General features: G+C 49.3%; 14 protein-coding genes. 12 read left to right on the top strand and 2 right to left on the bottom strand.

What is annotated here, in order from left to right:
- Positions 1–109 precede the first annotated feature (109 nt).
- Positions 110–1,729, bottom strand: a complete 1,620-nt coding sequence (locus tag FIU82_RS08500) for an alpha-glucosidase family protein (protein ID WP_152440849.1) — start codon at positions 1,727–1,729, stop codon at positions 110–112.
- 652 nt (positions 1,730–2,381) lie between these two features.
- Here FIU82_RS08500 and FIU82_RS08495 point away from each other — a divergent pair.
- The 6 genes from FIU82_RS08495 (at position 2,382) to FIU82_RS08470 (ending at position 14,382) form a co-directional block, all read left to right on the top strand.
- On the top strand, positions 2,382–5,186 hold the full coding sequence (locus FIU82_RS08495) for a TonB-dependent receptor (protein WP_152440848.1): 2,805 nt from the start codon (positions 2,382–2,384) through the stop codon (positions 5,184–5,186).
- A gap of 86 nt (positions 5,187–5,272) precedes the next feature.
- Positions 5,273–6,766: a tryptophan halogenase family protein gene (locus FIU82_RS08490; RefSeq protein WP_152440847.1), complete on the top strand. Its 1,494-nt coding sequence runs from the start codon at positions 5,273–5,275 to the stop codon at positions 6,764–6,766.
- The gene (locus FIU82_RS08485) at positions 6,766–8,580 is read left to right on the top strand and encodes a glycoside hydrolase family 13 protein (protein ID WP_253946307.1); all 1,815 of its coding nucleotides are present in this window, start codon (positions 6,766–6,768) and stop codon (positions 8,578–8,580) included. The genes FIU82_RS08490 and FIU82_RS08485 overlap by 1 nt, the downstream gene beginning before the upstream one ends.
- Before the next feature lie 82 nt (positions 8,581–8,662).
- Entirely contained in the window at positions 8,663–10,495 is a 1,833-nt protein-coding gene (locus FIU82_RS08480) for an alpha-amylase family glycosyl hydrolase (protein ID WP_152440846.1), read from the top strand.
- On the top strand, positions 10,495–11,982 hold the full coding sequence (locus tag FIU82_RS08475; RefSeq protein WP_152440845.1) for an MFS transporter: 1,488 nt from the start codon (positions 10,495–10,497) through the stop codon (positions 11,980–11,982). The genes FIU82_RS08480 and FIU82_RS08475 overlap by 1 nt, the downstream gene beginning before the upstream one ends.
- Positions 11,983–12,027: 45 nt before the next feature.
- Entirely contained in the window at positions 12,028–14,382 is a 2,355-nt protein-coding gene (locus tag FIU82_RS08470; RefSeq protein WP_152441481.1) for a glucan 1,4-alpha-glucosidase, read from the top strand.
- Between the two features lie 85 nt (positions 14,383–14,467).
- On the opposite strand, the gene FIU82_RS08465 is transcribed toward FIU82_RS08470, so the two are convergent.
- Positions 14,468–15,493 (bottom strand): LacI family DNA-binding transcriptional regulator, encoded by a 1,026-nt coding sequence (locus FIU82_RS08465; protein WP_022945103.1) that lies wholly within the window; start codon positions 15,491–15,493, stop codon positions 14,468–14,470.
- A 347-nt stretch (positions 15,494–15,840) separates the two neighbouring features.
- Here FIU82_RS08465 and glk point away from each other — a divergent pair, with 347 nt between their 5' ends.
- The 6 genes from glk (at position 15,841) to FIU82_RS08435 (ending at position 23,706) form a co-directional block, all read left to right on the top strand.
- Positions 15,841–16,857 carry a glucokinase gene (gene glk, locus FIU82_RS08460; protein WP_152440844.1) on the top strand — a complete coding sequence of 339 codons (1,017 nt, stop codon included), beginning with the start codon at positions 15,841–15,843 and terminating at the stop codon, positions 16,855–16,857.
- Between the two features lie 12 nt (positions 16,858–16,869).
- Positions 16,870–17,910: a LacI family DNA-binding transcriptional regulator gene (locus tag FIU82_RS08455; RefSeq protein ID WP_022945105.1), complete on the top strand. Its 1,041-nt coding sequence runs from the start codon at positions 16,870–16,872 to the stop codon at positions 17,908–17,910.
- A gap of 360 nt (positions 17,911–18,270) precedes the next feature.
- Complete coding sequence (gene edd, locus FIU82_RS08450) at positions 18,271–20,133, top strand: phosphogluconate dehydratase (RefSeq protein WP_152440843.1); 1,863 nt, start codon at positions 18,271–18,273, stop codon at positions 20,131–20,133.
- 24 nt (positions 20,134–20,157) lie between these two features.
- Entirely contained in the window at positions 20,158–20,778 is a 621-nt protein-coding gene (locus tag FIU82_RS08445; protein WP_022945107.1) for a bifunctional 4-hydroxy-2-oxoglutarate aldolase/2-dehydro-3-deoxy-phosphogluconate aldolase, read from the top strand.
- Positions 20,779–20,794: 16 nt separating this feature from the next.
- Complete coding sequence (gap, locus tag FIU82_RS08440; protein ID WP_152440842.1) at positions 20,795–21,799, top strand: type I glyceraldehyde-3-phosphate dehydrogenase; 1,005 nt, start codon at positions 20,795–20,797, stop codon at positions 21,797–21,799.
- A gap of 113 nt (positions 21,800–21,912) precedes the next feature.
- Positions 21,913–23,706, top strand: a complete 1,794-nt coding sequence (locus FIU82_RS08435) for a HAMP domain-containing sensor histidine kinase (RefSeq protein ID WP_152440841.1) — start codon at positions 21,913–21,915, stop codon at positions 23,704–23,706.
- Positions 23,707–23,738 lie beyond the last annotated feature (32 nt).

Here is a 23,738-nt window from a genome sequence, read left to right as displayed (position 1 = left end):
AGATAACCGACGTTGTCCTTGGGTGAACAATATGACTTTTGAACAAGCATAAAAAAAGCACCCCGTAGGGTGCTAAAAAATGTCACGTTTTATGACACAAGGGAAGGGGTTAAAGACGAGCAAACCAACAACCAAATGCAGGTAAATGCAGTGTTTGGCCTTGCAATTGCCCAGTGTGATGGCACAGCGAGCCTTGATATTGATGACTGGGCGCGTGCGTTACCTCGACACTCACGGGTTGCTCCGATAGGTTAAAATAACAACATATGGACTCATCACCGTGGTTGCGGGTAAAGGCAAGAACGGGCTCATGAGTATCAATAAAGTGAATGTCACCTTCAACTAACGCACGATGCTGACGCCGCCAAGCCATAAATTCGCTGTAGGCATTGAGCGTTGAATGAGCATCCTGTTGTTGTTTGGCAACATGTTGTAGACTGTGAGCATGGCTTACCGGCAGCCATGGTTTTACCGTGCTAAACCCGGCGTGCTCACCGTCTTGCCAAGGCATCGGCGTGCGACAGCCATCACGGCCTTTAAAGTTGGGCCAAAAAGTGATGCCATAGGGGTCTTGCAAATCTTCGAATGCAACATCCGCTTCGCCTAATGCCAGTTCTTCACCTTGATACATGCACACACTGCCACGTAGGGAGCCAAGCAGTGCGGTCAACATTTTTACCTGTTCAGGGTTAACTTCGCCGTTTTTTGCCCAACGGCTGGCAACACGCTCCACATCATGATTACTAAACGCCCAGCAAGGCCAGCCCTCGAGCATATTCGCCTCTAAGGTCTCGACCGTTTTACGAATATAGGCGCTGCTGTAATCATCGGTTAGTAGCTCGAAACTATATCCCATATGCAGCTTGTCACCGCCGCTGGTGTATTCGGCCATGGTCGCAAGGGAATCCTCAGAGGAGATCTCCCCAAGTGCTACCGTACCCGGGTACTTGTCGAGTAAGGCACGAATATCGCGCATAAAGTCGAGGTTTTCAGGTTGCGTATTGTTGTAGTAATGGTATTGAAAAGCGTACGGGTTATCTTCGCTAAAACCACGGCCTTGGCGCTTTTCTTTTGGCTTTGCCGGGTTATCACGTAATTGCGCGTCGTGATAACAAAAGTTAATGGCATCTAAGCGGAAGCCATCAACCCCTTTTTTGAGCCAAAACTCCACGTTATCCAGCACCGCTTGACGCACTTGCGGGTTATGGAAATTAAGGTCTGGCTGCTCGGTAAGAAAGTTATGCAAATAATACTGTTCGCGACGAGGCTCCCATTGCCATGCTGGGCCGCCGAAAATGGATAACCAATTGTTAGGCTGCGTACCATCTTCTTTAGCGTTTGCCCACACGTACCAATCGGCATAGTCATTATTGTTTGATTCGCGGCTTTGCAAGAACCAGGGATGCTGATCAGAGGTGTGGCTCAATACCTGATCAATAATGATTTTAATATCGCGCTGATGTGCTTCGGCGATCAGTTCATCGAAGTCTGTAAGATCGCCAAAAATAGGGTCAATATCACGATAGTCGCTGATGTCATAACCGAAATCCTTCATTGGCGATTTAAAGAACGGTGAGATCCACACCGCATCCACACCCAAGCTTTTTATGTAATCAAGGCGGTTAATAATACCTCGGAGGTCGCCAATTCCATCGCCGTTTGTATCTTGAAAGCTGCGGGGGTAAATCTGATAAATTACCGCACCTTTCCACCAAAGAGGGTTCGCCATGTTTCGCTCCAGAACATCGGTTAATTTTTTTGCTTGGCAAAGAATACGGCAACCTCAGAACGCTTGTAAAAAATCTGCATACGTATGCATGATGTATTCGTATGCAAAAGCGCATTAGGTGGCTTTAGTGTTTGCTTGGCTTTGTCACCAAACTGATACCAAAAGGCTGTTTACCAATGGAAACAGTGCCATTGAGCTGGCTGGTTCCGGTAATCGGGTCTTGCACTTATTTAAGGCGATTCAGCCCACCAATGCACTAAAGTAGTGCGAAAATGAATGGTAAGACCAATTACCACGCCACAGTATGGGCTTTTACTATCATGTTCTCAGTAGCCCTAACAGTAAGGGATGTGGGCTTATTTATCGGTTCAGGGGGCTGGCGTAGGCTAGGGCAGCGTATTGTTGGGGGTGTTAAATTGTAACTGTGCTGTAAAGGCTAGCAAGCTCGCATATTTACTGGATTGTTGCTAATTTTTATGTAACTAAAATGTAAAATATTGCAGCTGCAATTACATTGAATACGTATGCATAAGTTTGTTAATAATTTAAGACGAGCGTTAGTATTTTTTGCGACAACAACACGAGCCAAATTGGTGCAGCGCTAACTATCACCAATTGGTCCTAATAAAATGGTTAATCGGGATAAAACACTATGTCTATGTTCAAACCAAGTATGCTAACGCTTGCACTGTTGAGTGCCGGTTTAGGTAGCCAAGTCGCGTATGCTCAAGGCAACGAAGCGCAGGCGCAAGCCGATGAGCAGCAAGATGTTGAAGTGATTGAAGTACGTGGCTTTCGCCGCAGTGTCGTCGAGTCAATCAATACCAAGCGTTTTGCAACAGAAGTGGTAGAGTCAGTGTCTGCTGAAGACATTGGTAAATTACCAGATTCGTCTATTGCTGAATCTATTGCTCGCTTACCTGGTTTGACTGCACAGCGCTTAGACGGTCGCGCATCACGTGTCAGCGTACGTGGTTTTAGCGAAAACGAGAGCGCCACCACCTTTAATGGTCGTGAACAAGTCTCTATCAGCGACAATCGTGGCGTAGAATTCGACCTTTACCCGTCAGAAATTATGAGCGGTGTAACGGTCTATAAAACACCGAGTGCGTCACTTGATGCTGAAGGCATTGCCGGTGTTATCGATATGCAAACAGTCCGCCCGCTAAGCAAGGGCGAGCAGGTCATTCAGTTTAACGGCCAGCTTGAGCAAACTAGTTTCGATAAACTAAATCCAGACGGCGATGACAAAGGCTTCCGTGGTACGGTTTCTTACATTGATCAGTTCGCTGACGATACCTTTGGCGTTGCTTTTGCCTATACAACAATGAGTTCACCCAACCAAGAGAAGCGTTGGAACTCATGGGGCTACCCTGAATTTACTACAGACTCAGGGGATACGTATTCAATCTTGGGTGGGGCGAAACCTTTTGTGCGCTCATCAACGCTCGAGCGTGACTCTGCGATGTTAGTGCTTGAATACGCGCCTACCAGCGACTTGAGCATGACCTTTGACGCGCTTTATGTTGATTTTACTGACGAAAAAATCCTTCGTGGTATTGAAGTCCCGTTTGCTTGGGGTCAAGGCTCAATCTCTCCTGAGAGCGCAACGGTTGATGCAGACAGCGGCTTTATCACCAGCGCTTTAACAGAAGGTCAACGCGTTGTCGTTCGTAACGACTTTGAAGAGCGTAAAGCGGATCTGAGTCAGTTTGGCTTTAATGTAGAATACCTCCTTAGTAACGACTGGGAGCTGGAATTTGACGCTAGTCGCTCCGAAGTAGAGCGTCAAGTATGGAGTATCGAAAGCTACTCAGGTACAGGTCGTGGTGACAATAACGGTATTTCCGATAATATCGGTTATGCCTTTGATGATGGCAACACCGGCGCCCAGTTCTCGCACCAGCTTGATTACAGCGACTTCAACCTTATTCAATTAGGTGGGCCTTTATCTTGGGGCTCCAGTGCGGCATTAAATAATCAATATGGCTTAACCGGCACGCCATATGAGAATACCGCACAAGATGGCTTTATTAATGCTCCAGAAGTGGAAGACGAATTAACTACGTTGAAATTGGCCGCTAGCAAGGCAATGGATAACGCCTACATCAGCGGTGTGGAATTTGGCGTGTCTTATCGTGACCGTGAGAAAACCAAGGTCTCTGAAGGCTACTTTATGACTTTGGCTGATTTCTCTTACCCAGAGAACGTCGGCATGCTCGAAGTGCCTGAGCAGTATCGTCTAGGTAGTGCCGATTTAAGCTTTATTGGCATGGGCCCAATGGTCGCTTACGATACCCGGGCGCTCGTGGATGACGGTTACTATAATCTGCTGCGTGAAAGCCTAACCGACTCTAAGCACTTAACACGTTCATGGACAGTGCAAGAAGAAGTCACCGCCGCTTTTGTACAAGCCAATATTAATGCAGAGCTAGGTGATATCCCAGTAACGGGTAATGTCGGTGTGCGTTATGTGTATACCAAACAGTCGTCACAGGGTAATGCCTTTAATGTCGTTGATGGCCTCGTTGTGGCCGAACCCACCGATATTAGCCACGACTACAGCAATGTGCTGCCGAGCCTAAACCTTAACTTTGCTCTAGATGAGCAGCAAACGCTGCGTTTTGGTGCGGCGAAAACCATTTCTCGTGCGCGCTTAGATGAAATGAATGCCTCAATCAGCGCGTCGTACAATGCCCAGCAGCCAGATGAAAACGGCAATTATTGGTCGGTATCCGGCGGCAACCCGGAGCTTGAACCCAAAGAGGCGACGGGCTTCGACTTAAGCTATGAGAACTACTTTAGTGAAGAAGGTTACTTCTCGGCAGCGGTGTTCTATAAAGACCTGAACCAATGGATTTTTGACGGTAACTATGAGATTGATATGAGCGGCGTGGCGGACCCAGCTACTGGTGAAATTCCACCAAACAGCACCGGCACCGGCTCAGGTAAAATCAATGGCGGTGGCGGTGATCTGTGGGGTTACGAGCTCTCTGTGGCATTACCGTTTAACTTATTCGCCGATGAGCTAGAAGGTTTTGGCCTACTGGCTAGCCATACCGGTGTTGAGCAGGATATGGAAGACCCCAGTGGCAACGACTATGAATTGCCAGGTTTGTCTGACAGCATTCAAAGCTTAACCTTGTACTATGAGCGCTATGGCTTCACCGCACGTACGAGCATGCGTAAGCGTAGTGACTTTAAAGGCGATATTTACGGTGTGGGTTTCTCAACTGACCAAGTCGATATCCAAGGCGAAACCATCTGGGATGCACAGCTTGGGTATGACTTTGCTGATTCCGGTATTCAAGGCCTAGAGAGTCTAGAAATTACTTTCCAAGTGCAAAACATCACCGAAGAGCCGTTTATCTCGCTACAAGGTGACAATGCCCTGCAAGTACGTGATTACCAAGATTATGGTCGTACCTACTTGCTCGGTTTCAAGTATGAGCTATAACTCTTAACTGTCGTAACTTGTTTAAAAAGCCCTTGAATTTTCAAGGGCTTTTTTGAAGTTAACAGCTAATAGCGGGGCACGCAGAGATGGCAAATATTAATCGGGTGGTGATCTTAGGAGGCGGCACAGCAGGGTGGTTAAGTGCCGCGTTGCTGGCAAAAATGCTGGGTAAACAGCTGAGTATCACCTTAGTGGAGTCCACGGATATTGGTACTGTCGGTGTCGGCGAAGCGACCATACCGCCGATTGTCGCCTTTAACAACGCCTTGGGGATTGATGAAAAAACGCTGATACAGCGCACCGGGGCGACGATCAAATTAGGGATCCAGTTTGAAAACTGGGGCCGCAAGGGCGACAGCTACATGCATGCGTTTGGTCATTTAGGTAAAGCGCTGCCCTTTTGTGATTTTCATCACCTTTTTCACCATGCAAAAGAGCAAGGTCTAGGCCATTCGTTGTGGGATTACTCACTTAATTTCCAAGCGGCAAAAGCAGGGCGCTTTGCACCACTGCGACATTTACCCAATACCCAGTTAGCCGGTACTGAGCATGCGTATCATTTTGACGCCAGCTTGTATGCGCAACTGTTGCGCGAGCGCGCCGAACACTTTGGCGTTCAGCGTATAGACGCTAAGGTTGATAAGGTTGAGCAAAGTGATAACGGTGATGTGCAGGCGTTGGTGTTACAATCAGGCGAGCGCGTAGAAGGGGACTTATTCATTGATTGCAGCGGTCAACGAGCGCTGTTGATAGCGCAAACCTTAGGGGTCGGTTTTGAGGATTGGTCACACTGGTTACCGTGCGACCGCGCTATCGCTGTGCAATCGCATCACGGCGACGATAAAGACCCGCTACCTTATACCCGCTCCATCGCTCATGATAGCGGTTGGCAGTGGCAAATCCCGTTGCAGCATCGCGTTGGCAATGGCTTAGTTTACTGCTCTCGCTACCTCGATGACGACCAAGCCAAGGCGCAGTTACTAGCAAACCTTCCCGGTGAGGCATTGCATGAGCCCCGGGTGATCCCATTTCGCACTGGTGCTAGGCGCCAGCAATGGCACAAAAATGTGGTCGCCATCGGTTTAAGCAGTGGCTTCCTTGAACCCCTTGAGTCCACCAGTATCCATTTGATTCAAACTGCGGTGATCCGCTTATTGAAACATTTTCCACACCAAGGCATTGCCTCCGCCTCGGTGCGTGCATTTAACCGCTTATTTAGCACCGAAATGGCGCAAATTCGCGACTTTATTATTCTCCATTATGCCCTCAATCAGCGCCAAGATAGTCGTTTTTGGCGTTACTGCGCCGATATGGAACTGCCGCCATCTCTTGGCGAGCGTATCGCCCAGTTCCAACAAAGCGGGCAGGTGCATCGTTATCAAGATGAACTCTTTGCCGAAGTGGCCTGGCAGCAGGTATTGATCGGTCAAAACTGTTGGCCCCAACAGCACCACCCGCTGGCTGAGCAATTATCAAATGAGCAACTTGATGAATTACTGCAAAGTTTGCGCACACTGATTAACCAAGCAGTGCAAAGTATGCCGAGCCATCAACAATTTATTCAAAGGAATCTAAGCTAATGCGTGTATTTATGGTGTTATGGGCCTTATTGGCACTACCCTGTCAGGGCGTCGAAGTGGCGCCAAAACATTGGTGGGTAGGAATGCAAAACCCCGATGTGCAATTGCTGCTGCATGCCCCAAATACTGCCCAGCGGCAGTGGCAGTTACGCCCATACGACGGCGTTACACTAACGCGTCAGCATCATCTTGACTCCGATAACTATCAGTTTCTCAGCGTGCATATCGGTGCCCAGGCTTATCCAGGCACACTGCAGTTTGTCGCCGATGATGGCACGCAATTTGATTATCAACTCAAGGCGCGGGCGCACGATTCAAAGCAACGTCAGGGTTTTAGCAGTGATGATGTGATCTACCTTATTAACCCCGATCGCTTTGCTAACGGCAACGTGCATAACGATAACCACCCCAGCATGATAGAAAAAGTCGACCGTCAGGCGCGCGACGGCCGCCGTGGCGGTGATTTACAAGGGATAACCGAGCGTCTAGATTACCTGCAGCGCATGGGTTTTACGCAACTATGGCTCACTCCAGCGCGAGAAAATAATATGGCCACAGGGTCATACCATGGGTATGCGATGACCAACCTGTATGCCATCGACCCGCGCATGGGCGGCAATGAGGCCTATTTTGATATGGTGGCGCAAGCCGCTGAGCGGGGCATCGGGGTGATCATGGATATGGTGCCCAATCACATTGGCGCCAATCACCCATGGGTAGCCGATAAACCGAGCCGAGATTGGATTAACAATGGCGGTGAGTTTTTGGCTAATAATCATCGCCGACAAACGGTGATGGACCCTCACAGCAGCGTATACGATCGCACTCGCTTTAACGATGCGTGGTTTGTACCAGCAATGCCCGACCTGAATCAGCGTGTAGACGAGCTCAGCACTTATTTGATTCAGCACAGTATATGGTGGATTGAGCAGGCCGGGCTTAGCGGTATTCGCGTCGATACCAATTCCTATTCCGATAAAGCCTTTATGGCCCGTTGGAGTCAGGCCATTATGGCCGAGTATCCCAACTTTAGTATTGTTGGTGAAGAGTGGACCACCAACCCAGGAATTATTGCTTATTGGCAGCGAGGCAAACATAACCAAGACGGTTTTAGTACCGCCATCAATTCAATGATGGACTTCCCGCTGCAAGCGGCTCTGGTCAAAGCCCTCAATGAAGAGCCCGGTTGGCACACCGGTTGGGTGCGGGTGTATCAAAGTCTCGGTAATGACTTTATGTATGCCAACGCCGATGACTTGCTGGTGTTTGCCGATAACCATGACATGAGCCGCATATACACCCAGCTCGGGCAAAGCGTTAACAAAACCAAGTTGGCAATGACACTGATGCTTACTATTCGTGGCATTCCCCAAGTCTATTATGGTACAGAGGTGTTACTTGATAACACCCCTTCGGATGCCCATGGGGATATTCGCATTGAGTTCCCCGGCGGTTTCAGTGGCCATCAAGCCGATGCCATCACTGGGCAAGGCTTGAGCGCAGAGCAAACACAGATGCAAGACTATCTGCGCACCTTATTGCAGCTGCGCAAACAATTTAGTGCGCTGCGTCAAGGTCGGATGGTGCACTTTGCTCCCAAGGACAATGTCTACCTTTATGCCCGTATTGATAATGAGCAGCGCATTGTGGTGATATTGAACAAAGGCAATAAACAGCACCTAGAACTGGCGCCTTATGCCGAGATTTTACAAGGCGCAAAGCAGGCCAAAAACCTGCTAAGTGGTGAGATGTTACGGTTAAATCAAACGCTGGCAATCGGCGCTGAACAAGCCATGATTTTAGCACTGCAATAGAGTGAATACGTATGCACGGCATATCAAAGGGGCCGTGGAGAACGTAGTATTTTTGTCATAAAAGAAATAACAAAGTGTACCCATGAAAGACAACAAGTTAACAACCACGCTACTGGCTGGGTCATTGGCTGTAGCCCTGCTAGGCTGCTCTGAAAACACCAGCTCCTCGCACAGCAAAGACGCTGAAAAAGAGCTGCAACAAGATGCCGAGCAAGTACAAAAGCCGGTGGTCTACCAAGTGTTTACGCGCTTATTTGGTAACACCAAGCAAACTAATAAACCATGGGGCACGCTCAGCGAAAATGGCGTAGGCAAATTTGCTGATTTTGATGACAAAGCCCTCGCGGGGATTAAAGAGTTAGGAGTGACTCATATTTGGTATACCGGGGTGTTACACCACGCCACGGTCACCGACTACAGTGACTTCGGTCTGCCAGGTGATGACCCTGATGTGGTTAAGGGGCGGGCGGGCTCACCCTATGCCATTAAAGATTATTATAACGTTAACCCCGACCTAGCGGCGAAACCAAGCGATCGCTTACAAGAGTTCGAGGCCTTGATTGCCCGTACTCATGAGCAGGGCATGAAAGTGCTTATCGATATTGTGCCTAACCATGTCGCCCGTGACTATCACTCGGTATCTAAGCCCGAGGGAGTAGCGGATTTCGGCGCCAATGACGATACCAGCGTCAGCTATCGCCGCGATAACAACTTTTATTATGTGGTCGGTGAGTCATTTAAAGTACCGCAGTCGCCACAGTATCAAGTACTCGGGGGGATGAGCCACCCCAAGGCCGATGGCCACTTTGCGGAAACACCAGCGAAATGGACCGGCAATGGTGCACGCAAGGCGCAGCCTGATATCAATGATTGGTACGAGACGGTAAAGATCAATTATGGTGTCAAACCCGATGGCAGCTATGACTTCCCGCGTTTGCCTGAGGACTACGCGAACAAAGATTACCGTGCTCACTACCAGTTTTGGCAAGATAAATCCCTACCGGATAGCTGGTATAAATTCCGCGATATCACTCAGTACTGGCTGGCCAAAGGCGTTGATGGCTTTCGCTATGATATGGCCGAAATGGTGCCAGTAGAGTTTTGGAGCTTCCTAAACTCCGCTATAAAAATGACCAACCCCGATGCCTTCTTACTTGCCGAAGTGTATAACCCAAGCCTATATCGCCCTTATATTCACCAAGGGAAAATGGATTACCTGTACGACAAGGTGGGTTTTTATGACACCTTAAAAGCCATTATTCAGGGCCAGCAAGGTGCGGATACTTTGCTTGCTAAGCACCAAGAGGTGGCGGATATTGAGCAGCATATGTTGCACTTTTTAGAAAACCACGACGAGCAGCGTATCGCCAGCAGCGATTTCGCCGGCGATATGAACTGGGGCAAGCCCGCGATGACGGTATCGACCCTAATCGGACGCTCGCCAAGCATGCTCTATTTTGGCCAAACGGTGGGCGAAGATGGCTCCGAAGAGCCCGGGTTTGGCGACCCAACACGCACCAGTATTTTTGACTACATTGGGGTGCCTGCTCATCAACAGTGGATGAATAACGGTGCTTTTGACGGTGCACTGCTGAGCCCAGAGCAGCGCCAATTACGGCAGTTTTATGTCCAACTTATGGCCCTTAATTCGTTGCCTGCCATTGTCGGCGGTGAGCTGCAGAGCGTTGCCAACTCACAACCAAAGCAGGTGGTTAGCTTTGTGCGCCAACTCGCGCAGCAGCGCATTCTTGTGGTGGCTAACTTCGCGCAGCAGCCACAGTCTGTGCGTATTGATATCGCCAGTGGCGAGGGGGAAACCTTACTAGGCACAGAGCCACAACTCGATGCCCAAGGCATCAGCTTAACATTGCCATATCAGGGTGTCAGTGTGGTGCAATTAGGAAGTAAACAATAATGCAAAACGAAAGACCCAGCTTAAGCTTTTGGCAAATATGGAATATGTGCCTCGGATTCATGGGGATCCAGTTTGGCTTTGCGTTGCAAAACGCCAATGTCAGCCGCATTTTCCAAACGCTCGGAGCAAAAATCGATGACATCCCCATTTTATGGGTGGCGGCGCCGCTTACCGGGCTTATCGTGCAACCCATTATTGGCTATATGAGTGATAAAACGTGGGGGCGCTTAGGACGTCGCCGTCCGTATTTCTTTTACGGTGCGATCGTCACCACGGCGGCCTTAGTGGTGATGCCTAACTCACCGACACTGTGGGTTGCAGCGGGCATGTTATGGATTATGGACGCGTCAATTAACGTCACCATGGAACCCTTTCGTGCATTAGTCGGTGATAACTTGCCGAACAAGCAACGTGCGCTCGGCTACTCACTACAGAGCTTTTTCATAGGCGTGGGTGCGGTGGTCGCTTCCAGTTTACCGTGGATCTTAAGCAATTGGTTTGATGTCAGTAATACCGCTGCCGCCGGGGTGATTCCTCCTTCAGTGCAGTATGCCTTTTACGTCGGCGGTGCGTTCTTGTTGGGAAGTGTTATGTGGACAGTGTTTACCACCAAGGAATACAGCCCAGAGCAGCTCGCGGCGTTTAATGACGACGCACAGGCCAATGCCACTATCAATACCACGCAGGTCATTAACTTTGCTCGCACTTTAGTGGTCAGCGGCCTATCAGGGGCGGCGATTATCGCAGCCGTTGGGGTGATGGACTTAGAGAAAGAATTGTACTTGCTCGGGGGTTTACTGCTGGCCTTTGCCATGTTACAAGGCATCGCCGCTTGGCAACAGCGCCAAGGCTACACAGGTAACGGCTTCTTCACGGTGGTACACGATGTTTTCACTATGCCCAAGGCCATGCGTCAACTTGCTTGGGTGCAGTTTTTTAGTTGGTTTTCGCTCTTTGCGATGTGGATTTACACCACGGCTGCGGTGACCAGTCACCACTATGGCAGTGTCGATGTCACTTCTAAAGCTTACAATGATGGTGCTGACTGGGTTGGCGTGCTGTTTGCCGCTTATAACGGCTTTGCTGCGCTGGCCGCACTGGTGATCCCGGTGATGGTGAAGCGCGTTGGTATTCGCATCGCTCATGCCCTTAACCTGCTCTTAGGTGCACTGTCGCTGGCCAGCTTTTTGGTTATTAGTGACCCAGCCTGGCTGATGCTGCCTATGGTGGGAATTGGCTTTGCGTGGGCGTCTATTCTTTCGTTGCCTTATGCCATGCTCTCGAGCGCGCTACCGAGCTCGAAAATGGGCGTGTACATGGGTATTTTCAATTTCTTTATCGTTATTCCGCAGTTGCTTGCAGCCAGTATTCTCGGGCTTATTTTAAAGCATGGCTTTGCCAATCAACCTATTTACGCGCTCATCATTGGTGGCGTGTCTTTTGTGTTGGCAGCGCTTGCACTTACGCGGGTGAAACTTAATCATTAATCTAAGGGTGATACAGTGAAAGTATTAAACGTAATTGCCAGTGCCATGGTACTGGCAACGGTGGCGGGATGTAACAGTGCCGCCCCCACAGCGAACAGCGATAGCGCGCCAGGGGCTCCTGGCGATAAACCGTTTTGGGCGTATTCGGGGAAAACCGGTATTGGTACCTCTTATGAGGCTTATCAACAAGGTCGTTACGATGACAACAGTGCCACAGGCACGGTATCAAAAGTGTGGTTCTCCTTGGCAAAGGGGATGATCACCGAAACCATGTTTGGGTTGATTCACCAAGCGCAAATTCGTGACATGCAATTTATTGTCAGTGGTGCGGACTTCGTTGTCGCTGAAAGCGATGGTCTTAGCAATCGCGTGGAATACCTTGATGTCGACCCCCAAGGGCGACCGACATCATTGGCATACAGAGTAACCAGTGAGGATAGCCAAGGGCGTTTTCGCATTATTAAAGATATCTTTACCGACCCGGATGCGCAGTCACTGATGGTGCGCGTACGTTTTCAGGCCAATGAGCCAGGGTTGCGAGCACATGTGCAGGTGAACCCTTATGTGAATAATGATGGCCTTGACGACCGGGCCAAAGTTGCCGACGATGCCCTTATTGCTTATTCCGGTGCCCACTACCTGAGCTTGCAAAGCGCCAAGGGTCTTAATGACGGCTCCGTTGGTTTTGTTGGTCAATCGGATCGCTACTCGCAGCTTAAAGCGCGCGGCGAGTTCACGCGTTATCAAAGCACTGGCGAGCAAGCGGGGAATGTCGCCATGAGTGCCACACTCGGCGAGATAAGCGAAAACAGTCAGTTTGATCTGGTGTTAAGTTATGGCAGCAGTGAGCAAGAAGCGCTTGCCCAGGGTCAAAAGACACTGAAGCGCGGCTATGACAAGGTGCTTGCGCACTATAATGGGGATGGCGATGCCATTGGCTGGCAGGATTATTTGCAGAGCTTGCAGCTCGAGCGTCTCTATGATGCCAGCACCGATGGCGGCAAATTACTCAATACCAGTGCCTTAGTGCTCAAAGCGCAGGAAGACAAAACCCATGCTGGGGCATTGATTGCCTCTTTATCAAACCCATGGGGTGATACCGTGGCCGCAGAGCAAGGCCATACTGGCTATAAGGCGGTATGGGTACGCGACTTCTATCAAGTTGCTATGGCGTTTCTAGCCATGGGGGATACGCAAACGGCAAAAGCGGCGTTTAACTATTTACCTAAGGTCCAGGTACGAGAGGATACCCCTGGCAACCAAGGTGATACTGGCTGGTTTTTACAAAAGACCCATGTTGACGGTGAATTAGAGTGGGTTGGGGTGCAGCTGGATCAAACCGCAATGCCTATCATGCTCGCTTGGAAACTATACAAAGGCGGGGTGCTGTCGAAAAACGAACTCACTCAATGGTATCGTACCATGCTGCAGCCGGCTGCAGACTTCTTGGTCGAAGGGGGACAGGCAAAAATCCTGTGGAATGACACCCAGATCACCCCGCCTTATACGCAGCAGGAGCGTTGGGAAGAGCAAGCAGGCTACTCGCCTTCTACTACCGCCGCCGTAGTAGCTGGATTGATCAGTGCCGGGGAAATTGCCAAGCTAAGCGGTGATACCGACAGTGCCCAGCGTTATTTGGCAACGGCGAAGCAGTATGAGCAAGACATTGAAGCCTTGATGTTTACCAGTAAAGGTACATTAACGGGTGAAGCCAGCGATGGCCGCTATTTTGTGCGTATCGCTCAGGATGAAAATACCAATGGCGATACCCCGCTGGCAGCAAACAATGGTCGTGCCGGCATGGACAAAAAGCAGATTTTAGATGGCGGCTTTTTAGAACTGGTGCGCTATGGCGTGCGTGGTGCAGACAGCGAGTCGGTGACGGCGTCTCTGCCTGAATACGACGACCAAAGTCTCGTCGATAATCTGCGAGTCAAATATACCTTTACCGATGAGCAGGGGCGCGCCTATCCCGGTTGGCGTCGCTATGGTAACGATGGTTACGGCGAAGATGAAAAACGGGGCAGCAACTATGCCGAGGACGGCAACAATACCGATGGTCAGCGCGGTCGGGTATGGCCCTTTTTCACCGGTGAGCGGGGTCATTATGAAATTGCCGCAGCCAATGCCGTACGTGGCGGGCTCACAGCGCAAGACTATCAGCGTATCCAGCACACCTATGTGTTCGGTATGGAAGCCTTTGCTAATAAGGGCATGATGCTGCCAGAGCAAGTGTGGGATGGTGTCGGTGTCAACCCGTTCGGCTATGAGCTTGGCGAGGGCACAAACTCGGCCACGCCACTGGCGTGGACTCACGCCGAATACGTGAAGCTACTGCGTTCATTGACTGATAAGACAGTATGGGACCATTACCCCATTGTTGAGCAAGCGTTGCAGTAAACGACCTTGAGAAATACAAGCCGCTGGCGTTATCGCAGCGGCTTTTTATGATTAACCTATCGGCAACAGGCTGCGCGCAGCGTTACTAACGGCTGGATTGGCGCACGATAAGCTGCGGAGGCAAAATGCTGTTCGCTAAGTCGACTTCTTGCTCACCGATCAGGCTGAGTAAGTTAGCCACCAACATCTGTCCGGCCAAAGTGGTATTTTGTTGGACGGTAGACAGCGGGGGCGTACAAAAGCGCGCCACAGCTAAGTCATCGAAACCAACGACAGACACATCATGGGGGACCCGAAGTCCCGCCTCTTGCAAAGCACGAATGGCGCCTATGGCGATTAAGTCGCTGGCACCGAATAAAGCGTTAAAGGTAATGTTGTTGGCCAGTAAGGATTTGGTCGCTTGATAACCGGATTCTTCGGTAGAAATAGCGGTGGCCATTTTACGCTCGCTTACATGTTTGCCGTTGTCCTGTAAGCGCTGCTCGAAGCCCTTGAAGCGAGCGCTAAATTCTGGGCTGTGGTGTGAGGCATCTCCAATAAACGCACAATCAGTGCGACCCAATTCAATAAAGTGCTCTGCCACTAAGCGCCCCCCATACTGGTTATCACAGCTTACCGTGAGCTCTGGACGGCCATCCACATTAGCGCCCCAGCAAACGAACTTAGTATTGGTATCTAATAAGCGGGCGAATTTGGCTTGGTAGTCAATGTAGTCCCCGTAGCCAAGCAAAATAATGCCATCGGCACGATGACTTTCAGCGTAATCGGCGTGCCAGTCATTACTACTGGATTGAAAGGACACTAACAGGTCATAGCCTTCTTTGGCGCAAGCGCGGGTAATAGATCCCAGCATGGATAAAAAGAAAGGGTTAATTTGCGACTCGTCTGAAGTAGGGTCTTCAAATAAGAGTACTGCTAGGGTCGAGCTTTGTTGCGCCCGTAAATTGCTGGCGTTCTTATCCACCTTGTAATTTAGCTTGCGCGCGACTTCAACCACTTTACGCCGTGTCTCCTCATTTACCAATGGGCTCCCTCGTAGGGCACGGGAAACCGTGGACTGAGAAACCCCAGCATAATGGGCAATGTCGAAAGAGGTGGCTTTACCTTTCATGTATTTCCTCATAGAGCGCTCGCAATAGTCCACGACAATACAGCCAAGTACCATTAAAGAGAAGCGAAGTGTCTGCAAAAAACGGGCATTTTGCTACATTTTTGCCGCAAACTGAAAATTTTTATTGATTCATAGCTGACACCGGTGTCATAATGTCGGCGTTTTATCATTTTGTTGTCACAAAACGGTTTGGCTGCCCGCTGCCCGGGCAGCACTTTTTTCAGTAGCGCGAAAAAAGTACAGCTAACATAAAGTTAATAAGTTTATACCAGTTAAGTCAATGGTGAAGAAAAGCGCAGCCTACACACCCACACCATGACGCTGGATAAATAACAAGAGAATACATTATGAGTCCAGCGAGTACACAGGCAGAGAGCAAGGTGCCATTCGCACCCATTTTGGTCGCTGATATTGGCGGCACTAATGCGCGTTTTGCGCTGATCACCGACTACCTCCCCAACGACAACGAGTTTGTCATTAGCCATCGCCATACTTTTCCTAGCAGCGATTTCAGCACCTTTGAAGATGCGATTAGTGAATACCTAGCGCAATTATCAGAAATCACTATAAGCCGTGCATGCCTTGCCGTTGCAGGGCCAGTTAAGGGTGAAGAAGTGATGCTGACTAATCTTGGCTGGCACTTCAACGTCACCCAGCTGAAAGCGCGCTTCGACTTTAGCAATTTACAGGTTATCAATGACTTCGCGGCGTTTGCCTATGCCGCGCCTTACCTTAATACCAGCGATAACATTGTTGTTAAACAAGGCCAAGCGCAGGCACAGGCTAATATTGCTGTGTTTGGTCCCGGCACCGGTTTCGGCGCTGCGTGTTTAGTGCGCTCTCAAGGTAATCAAGCGGTGATGAGCTGTGAAGCAGGGCATATTAGTCTTGCCCCAGTGACAGAGCTGGACCGACAACTCCATAACGTGCTGCGCGATGAGTTGCAGCATGTTTCTGTTGAGAATGTGTTTGCCGGCCCCGGCATAGCAAGGCTGTATCAGGCCATGGCTAAGGTTGAGGGGGCGCAGGTCAATGAACTCGATGCAGCGCAAATTGCTGCGCTTGCACAAAGTGGTGAATGCCATATCGCTACCAAAACACTGAATCACTTCTGTGACTGGATAGGCAGTGTGGCTGGTGATATCGCCTTGAGCTTTGGCGCTCTGGGCGGAGTGTATATTGGCGGTGGCATTTTGCCGCGCATGCACGAGCGCTTGCTTAATAGTCGCTTTAACGAGCGTTTTATCGCCAAAGGCATGATGTCACAGTACAATAGTCAAATTCCGGTGACCTTGGTGTGCCAAGAGAATATTCCTTTTATTGGCGCTGCGGCGTGTATCCACCAAGGGCAGAGTAAGGACTAAGTTGCGCGGATTATGAAAAAGATAACAATTAATAGTGTTGCCAGTTACGCCGGCGTATCCAAAAAAACTGTGTCTCGGGTATTAAATAACGAGCCTAATGTCAGTGATGCGACCCGAGAAAAGGTGCTTAAAGCCTTTAAAGAGCTGGATTATACGCCGAATCCCATTGCCCGGGGTCTAGCGCGCAATCGCAGCTTTATTATTGGTTGTCTTTACGATAATCCATCAAAAAGTTATATCACACGTTTGCAAAGCGGTGCACTGGCAGCGTGCCATGAGCATGGCTTTAATTTGTTGATCCACCCTTGTGAGTTGCGCGCAGAGGCGTTACTTGAAAATATAGAACAGCTGCTGCAAACCTCGCGTCTAGATGGTTTGGTATTGACTCCGCCATTTTCAGATCATGCGGAGTTGGTGGCGTTTTTGCGTAAAAAAGGCGTGCCATTCGCCCGTGTCGCCTCGGTGAAACTTGATGACGACTCTATTTCTGTGCGCAGTAATGACGAGCAGGGCGCTTTTGAGATCACCGAGCTATTGATTAATATGGGGCACAAAGATATCGCCTTTATCAAAGGTCACCCCGACCACAGTGCTACCGAGCAGCGCTTTAATGGTTATCGACGAGCGCTCAAGCAACACGGTATTGAATATCAAGAACGGTTAGTGGAAGAGGGTAACTTCTCCTACCATTCTGGTGCCGACAGTGCACGCACCATTTTACATTTAAACCCTCGGCCTACGGCGGTTTTTGCCTCGAACGATTACATGGCCGCAGCGGCGCTCAAGTTAGCAACGCAAATGAACTTGAAAGTACCGGATGATATTTCCATTGCAGGTTTCGATAACGCGCCGATAGCCCGTCATATTTGGCCCGGTTTGACGACCATCGCGCAACCGGTTGAGGAAATGACGCGTCTTGCGGTTGACCACCTGATAGAGCAAATCAATCATGCCACCGATGAGCAGCAAGAGGGCGAGCAACGTCAACCTCTTCAGCTGACCCTCGAAGCCGAATTGATTACTCGTGAGTCCACGGCGGCACCGAAAGCCTAAACAGCAACCAAATCCCAATTGCAACTGGCCCATATTCAGCTCGCTGATATGGGCCTTTTTGTGATCTAACCAACTATACTTTGAGTCACATTACACCCTGACTAGCGCTGTTATTTTTTCGTTTTTATTTGGTAAATAACTCGCAACATAGAAATTTTAAACTAAATTTATAGACAGGGTTGACACCGGTGTCAAAGGTGTGAGTTAATAACCCTGACACCGGTGTCAGCTTGGTTGTGAGAGACGAGTTGGCAGCGTACCTTTGAACGGGTAAATCAAAGCTGCTCAGTACTTCATTGCCTTGGAGTCGGTATTGAAGTACTGAGCCTTTTATCCACCAACGGCAAGAAGAGCAGAATTATGTTGCATCCGCGTATTAAAGAAGTCACCGAACGAGTTATAGAGCGCAGCAAGGCGACACGCCAAGCGTATCTAGCTCGTATGAACGAAGCCAAATCTCAAGAGCGCGTTCGAGCCGGTATCGGGTGTGGCAATTTGGCCCACGTGATGGCCGCCTGTAGCAGCGACGATAAAGCCCGCTTAAGTGGCGACGAAAAACCAAACCTCGCTGTCATTAACGCCTACAATGACATGCTTTCCGCGCATGTACCTTATAAAGAATACCCTGACCTTATTAAACAAGTAGCGAAAAAATTTGATGCCACTGCGCAAGTCGCCGGTGGCGTACCTGCGATGTGTGATGGTGTCACCCAAGGCCGTGATGGCATGGACCTTTCGTTATTCTCCCGTGATGTTATCGCTATGTCCACGGCAGTGGCATTGTCTCATGATGTATTTGATGGCGTGTTTTGCCTCGGGGTGTGTGACAAAATCGTCCCAGGCCTAGTGATTGGTGCCTTATCATTCGGTCATTTACCGGTTTACTTTTTACCTGCAGGGCCGATGCCTTCAGGTATTCCAAACAAAGAGAAAGCCCGTATTCGTCAAAAATTCGCGCAAGGACTAGTGAGTCGTGAAGAGCTCCTTAAGGCCGAGAGCGAGTCTTACCATAGTGCCGGTACATGTACCTTCTATGGCACCGCAAACTCCAACCAAATGTTAATGGAAATCATGGGCTTACATTTACCTGGAAGCTCCTTCATTAATCCTTATACAGAGTTACGCGATGGTCTCACTGCCAATGCGGTAGAAACCATGCTTAAGCAACTCGTAGAGAGTAAAGACGCAGTGCCCATGTCCGAGGTGATGAGCGAGAAAACCATCATTAACGGTCTAGTTGGTCTACTGGCGACGGGTGGTTCAACCAACCACGCCATTCACCTTGTGGCTATTGCCAAGGCTGCAGGGGTGGAATTGACGTGGAAAGACATGTCAGACCTATCTGAAATCGTGCCACTGTTGACGCGTATTTACCCCAACGGCCATGCCGATGTAAACCATTTCCAAGCCGCAGGCGGCATGGGCTTTTTAATGAAGCAACTACGAGACAAAGGCCTATTGCATAATGATGTAAAAACCATTCTCGGAGAAGGGCTCGACCCTTACACCACTGAGCCTCGCTTAGATAAAGATAGTAACCTGATCGTTTCTGACGCCAGCGGCCCAAGCAAAGTGAAGTGGGTACCATGCCCTGACAATTCACATGATGAGGATGTGTTACGTCCGGCGGACAATCCTTTCCATCGTAGCGGTGGTTTGCAGCTATTAAGCGGTAATTTAGGTAAAGCAGTCATTAAAGTGTCTGCGGTCCAAGAGCAGCACCAAGTAGTGAGTGCGCCGGCCAAGGTGTTCTCAGATCAGGCCGAGCTTCAGGCCGCCTTTGGTCGTGGTGAATTAAACCAAGACTTTATCGCGGTTATCAAAGAGCAAGGTCCAAAAGCCAAAGGTATGCCGGAGCTACATAAGCTGACACCTGTCATGGCCAGCCTGCAAGACCAAGGTTATAAAGTGGCGATTGTCACTGACGGGCGCATGTCCGGTGCCTCAGGCAAAGTGCCTGCGGCGATTCACTTGGCGCCCGAGGCAGTTGAAGGTGGCCTAATCGCAAAAATTCGCGAAGGCGATTTAATTACCTTAGATGCGCCAAGCGGCGAGCTAAAAGTACACGTCAGCGATGAAGAGCTTGCCCAGCGTGAAGTGGAGCTGGTGCACACAGGGCCAACCTTTGGCACCGGTCGTGAGCTTTTCGCTGGTTTTAGAAATATTGTCAGCAGTGCAGATTTAGGCGCGAGCGCCTTTGCGCCAGCTTACGAACAACAATAATTGCGCTGGGAATGAGGACAAACTATGTCAATTGAACAGATTTTAACATCGGCACCGGTCGTGCCAGTGGTTGTTATCGACCGCTTAGAAGATGCCGAGCCACTAGCGAAAGCTTTATATAACGGCGGTCTTAAAGCACTGGAGATCACCTTGCGTACACCCGTTGCTGCAGAAGCAGTAAAGGTGATGAAACAGGCCGTTCCTGACGCGTATGTAGGCACCGGTACGGTGATTGATAAAGCCACATTTGATGCCTCTATTGCAGCCGGAGCTGACTTTATGGTCAGTCCCGGTGTTAACGACCAACTGCTAGAGCTTGCTAGTCAGTGCGATACCCCTTTCTTGCCCGGAGCGGCCACGCCAAGCGAAGTAATGAGGCTCGCTGAGCGTGGCTTCTCTTTTTTGAAGTTTTTCCCTGCCCAGGCAGCAGGAGGCCCAGCGATGCTTAAGTCTATTGGTGGGCCATTACCTGGAGTGAAGTTTTGCCCTACAGGTGGCATTAGTTTAGACACCGCACCCCAGTATTTGGCCCTTAACAACGTAGTCTGTGTGGGCGGAACTTGGATGCTAGATAAAACACTTATTGAAAAACAGGACTGGCACGCAATTGAGCAGCTCGCACGTCAAGCCAGCCAACTGAAATAGTCGAGGGGAGAGTAAGATGATTAAAGTTGCTATTAACGGATATGGCCGTATTGGTCGCAACACTTTGCGTGCACTGTACGAGTCTGGTTTAAATACTGATATTCAAATTGTTGCCATTAATGACTTGGCGCCGGCGAACGTCAATGCACACCTAACACAGTTCGATTCCGTGCACGGCCAGTTTTCGCAAAAAGTAACCTTGCGAGATGATGTGATGGTGATTGGCAGTGATGAAATTAAGCTGGTACAAGAGCGTGACCCAGCGAACTTGCCTTGGGCAGAGCTGGGCGTCGATATTGTCCTCGAGTGCACAGGCTTATTCACCAAACGTGAAGGCGCCGCTAAGCACATTGAGGCGGGTGCCAAGAAGGTGATTGTCTCAGCACCAGGTACTGATATGGACGCCACCGTCGTTCATGGTGTTAACGATGATGTTCTCGATGCCAGCAGCACGATTATTTCTAATGCCTCTTGCACCACCAACTGTTTAGCACCCGTGGCCAAAGCACTGAATGACAGCATCGGTATAGAGCAAGGCAGCATGACGACGATTCACGCTTACACCAATGACCAAAATTTATCTGATGTATATCACCCCGACCTTTACCGTGCCCGTAGCGCCACGCAGTCGATGATCCCTACCAAAACTGGTGCTGCTAAGGCCGTTGGTTTGGTACTTCCAGAGCTGGCAGGCAAACTTGATGGCATGGCGGTACGAGTACCGACCATCAACGTGTCTTTGGTCGATTTAACCTTTGTTGCCAAACGCGACACCAGTGCAAGCGAAGTCAATGAAATCGTCAAAGCCGCAGCCCAAGGTGCGATGAGCCAAGTGCTTGATTATAACGAGCTACCGTTGGTTTCTATCGATTTTAATCATAACCCTGCATCATCAGTGTTTGATTCAACGCAAACCAAGGTCGATGGTAAATTGGTTAAAGTAATGGCTTGGTACGACAACGAATGGGGATTCTCAAATCGGATGTTAGATCAAGTGAAAAACTTAGCACAGTTTTTATAGTTCCATTGTTGTTAAGTAAAGCCGCCTTGAGCGGCTTTTTTTATGCTTGGTATTTTGACTTGTAGTTGAAGCCAACTATGCTCTTAAATACGTTGACTACATAAATCAATACATTGAAATTACAACGTTTTGCAACCTGGCTTTTGGGCTCAGCTGTCCTCATTATTGGCTCCTTAATTGCCGCCACAACTTATGTCTACTTTAGTTTGCACACCTTAACTGACGTGCAGCGTCAGGTGCAGCAATATCAGTATTCTGTAGACCGATTAGTGATATTAAAAAACGAGCTGTTACTGAATCGCGACGAAGCCAGCGTGCAGGCACTGCATCGGCAAATAGACAGTCATATTGCCGCGCAATTAAGTAATCCTTTTAATGCCCAAACCCATGCCCAATCTGCACTTATCACTGAAACTCAGCAGGCCCTAGAGGAATACATAGCACACCTCAATACCTTGGTGAGTTTGTTAACGCGTATGGGACTCAATGAGGATAAAGGTCTACGCCAGCACTTTCGTGCCCAAGCACATAAACTTCAAGAGTTAGCCGAAGAGCAGAACAACCTCATTCTAAACAACGAAGTATTAGAGCTAAGAAGGCGTGAAAAGGATTACTTAATGCGCTTTGATGACCAGTACCTAGCGCAGCATCGCCAGCATTATGACGCTATCCTCACCCTTATTGAGCGCCAGCGACTAGGCAATAGTGCGTCTCGTATACTTAAAAGTTATGGGCAAAACTTTGCAGAAGTGGTGGCGCTGTTTAACCGCATTGGTGTGCATGGTGATGAGGGAATAAGGCAGACGTTGAGGCAGCAGGAAAGCCGCATCGAGGACTTACTGCAGCGACTCGATATTCAATATACGCAAACGCAAATCGATGATGCGTTACTTGCGATTACGGCCACCTTGGTGGTTGTGGTTCTTGTTGCCGTGGTGCTGTTAGCGTTCTTGCAGCTTCTGAGTATGCGTGTCAATGATTCACTCACCCGCTTACACCGGCAAATCAGGCAAGTCATGGATGAAGAGGACTTCTCCTCACGCACTGGGCTGGATGGGCGCGATGAAATAGGACGGTTGGGTCAGGATATCGATCAACTCTTTGCCTTTATTGAAGAACTTCTTGAACGCTTAGCGAACGCACAAAATAAGCTGGTAGAGGAGGCTAAGCTCGCCAGTTTAGGCAGTATGGTCAGTGGCTTTGCCCATGAACTTAATACGCCAATTGGCGTTGCCATTACTAGCCAGTCATTGTTGAAAGACCAATTTTCCTTACTGAAAACAGATTTTTCCACCGGAAAGTTGAAAAAACATACTCTCAGCGCACTTATTGATAACGCCGAGCAATCGTTAGCGCTGTTGGAAAATAACCTCAATCGCAGCGCCAGTTTGATTGATACATTTAAAATGATGGCGGCACAAAACCAGTATGACAAAGAAGGCCTATTTAATGTGCGCACAACTGTGAGTCATATCATGACTAGTTTGCAGTCTGAGTTTGATTCGGCTGTGGCTATCTACCACATTGATATTGATGAGCAGCTTGAGATCATTTCTTCACCCGCAGCGCTGACCCATATTATAACCTGCTGTGTGCGCAATTGCTTGATGCATGGTAAGACAAACGGGCGCACGCTGGAAGTCGGTATCAGAGTGAAAGAGCAAAATAGCGCGTTGCACTTGTTTATAGAAGACAATGGGCCCGGCATTGAGGAGCCGTTATTGAGCAAAGCATTTGAGCCTTTCATTACCACCAAGCGTCATGAAGGTGGCACTGGGTTGGGTTTGGCGATTGTCTACAACCTAGTCCGTAGTAATTTAGATGGCCAAATCACCTTGCACAACCTACCGCAACGAGGTTTAAGCGTGCATGTGACCTTCACGCCTAAGTCTATCCAGCGCGGATAGCTTATATATAACTTTCCATATATACGTTATTG

It is taken from the genome of Pseudoalteromonas sp. THAF3 (assembly GCF_009363775.1).
In the GTDB taxonomy this organism is placed as follows: Bacteria; Pseudomonadota; Gammaproteobacteria; order Enterobacterales; family Alteromonadaceae; genus Pseudoalteromonas; species Pseudoalteromonas ruthenica.
The sequence above is the reverse complement of the archived record's forward strand: the minus strand, read 5'-3'. Positions and strand labels throughout refer to the sequence as shown.

Coding starts and splice junctions, on each gene's coding strand:
- FIU82_RS08500 (WP_152440849.1), bottom strand. CDS start 1,729: ATGGCGAACCCTCTTTGGTGGAAAGGTGCGGTAATTTATCAGATTTAC.
- FIU82_RS08495 (WP_152440848.1), top strand. CDS start 2,382: ATGTCTATGTTCAAACCAAGTATGCTAACGCTTGCACTGTTGAGTGCC.
- FIU82_RS08490 (WP_152440847.1), top strand. CDS start 5,273: ATGGCAAATATTAATCGGGTGGTGATCTTAGGAGGCGGCACAGCAGGG.
- FIU82_RS08485 (WP_253946307.1), top strand. CDS start 6,766: ATGCGTGTATTTATGGTGTTATGGGCCTTATTGGCACTACCCTGTCAG.
- FIU82_RS08480 (WP_152440846.1), top strand. CDS start 8,663: ATGAAAGACAACAAGTTAACAACCACGCTACTGGCTGGGTCATTGGCT.
- FIU82_RS08475 (WP_152440845.1), top strand. CDS start 10,495: ATGCAAAACGAAAGACCCAGCTTAAGCTTTTGGCAAATATGGAATATG.
- FIU82_RS08470 (WP_152441481.1), top strand. CDS start 12,028: ATGGTACTGGCAACGGTGGCGGGATGTAACAGTGCCGCCCCCACAGCG.
- FIU82_RS08465 (WP_022945103.1), bottom strand. CDS start 15,493: ATGAAAGGTAAAGCCACCTCTTTCGACATTGCCCATTATGCTGGGGTT.
- glk (WP_152440844.1), top strand. CDS start 15,841: ATGAGTCCAGCGAGTACACAGGCAGAGAGCAAGGTGCCATTCGCACCC.
- FIU82_RS08455 (WP_022945105.1), top strand. CDS start 16,870: ATGAAAAAGATAACAATTAATAGTGTTGCCAGTTACGCCGGCGTATCC.
- edd (WP_152440843.1), top strand. CDS start 18,271: ATGTTGCATCCGCGTATTAAAGAAGTCACCGAACGAGTTATAGAGCGC.
- FIU82_RS08445 (WP_022945107.1), top strand. CDS start 20,158: ATGTCAATTGAACAGATTTTAACATCGGCACCGGTCGTGCCAGTGGTT.
- gap (WP_152440842.1), top strand. CDS start 20,795: ATGATTAAAGTTGCTATTAACGGATATGGCCGTATTGGTCGCAACACT.